A 410-nucleotide genomic window follows, 5' to 3' on the forward strand; every position below is an offset into this window, starting at 1 on the left:
AAAGGCAGGCAGTAAAGGCGCCACACCACGCTACTGCGATCGACCCGAAGCGCGACAAGGAAGCCAACGGGTACTCAGGAATAACAACAAGAAGGCGGTCCGCCATGTTCAGACATTCGAAAATACGCCAAGCCGGGCTTATTTTATTCGCCACTACATTGCTGCTGATCGTGCCGAACCTGACACGGTTGTTCGGCTGACTGCAGCAGTGGCGTCAACGGGCAGTGCGCAGGTAACCTGCTGGCCTCTTTGGTCGGAGTGTACCCATGCGCCATTGCCTTGCCCTGCTTGCGCTGCTGCTGAGCCTGCCACTGTCGGCGGCACAACTGCACCTTGAACTCGGCGCTACCCAGCGCCAGTGGAGCAGCGACGAACTGCTCAGCCACCCGCAAGCGCAGACCATCCGCATC

Annotated in this window: 1 protein-coding gene; it reads right to left on the reverse strand. The window is 59.5% G+C overall.

The window, feature by feature from the left end; translation table 11 throughout:
- Window positions 1–143: 143 nt before the first annotated feature.
- On the reverse strand, window positions 144–410 hold a 267-nt coding region (locus tag QWI17_RS09035; protein WP_302722185.1), incomplete at its 5' end, for a hypothetical protein.

It is taken from the genome of Gilvimarinus gilvus, assembly GCF_030518155.1.
Lineage (GTDB): Bacteria > Pseudomonadota > Gammaproteobacteria > Pseudomonadales > Cellvibrionaceae > Gilvimarinus > Gilvimarinus gilvus.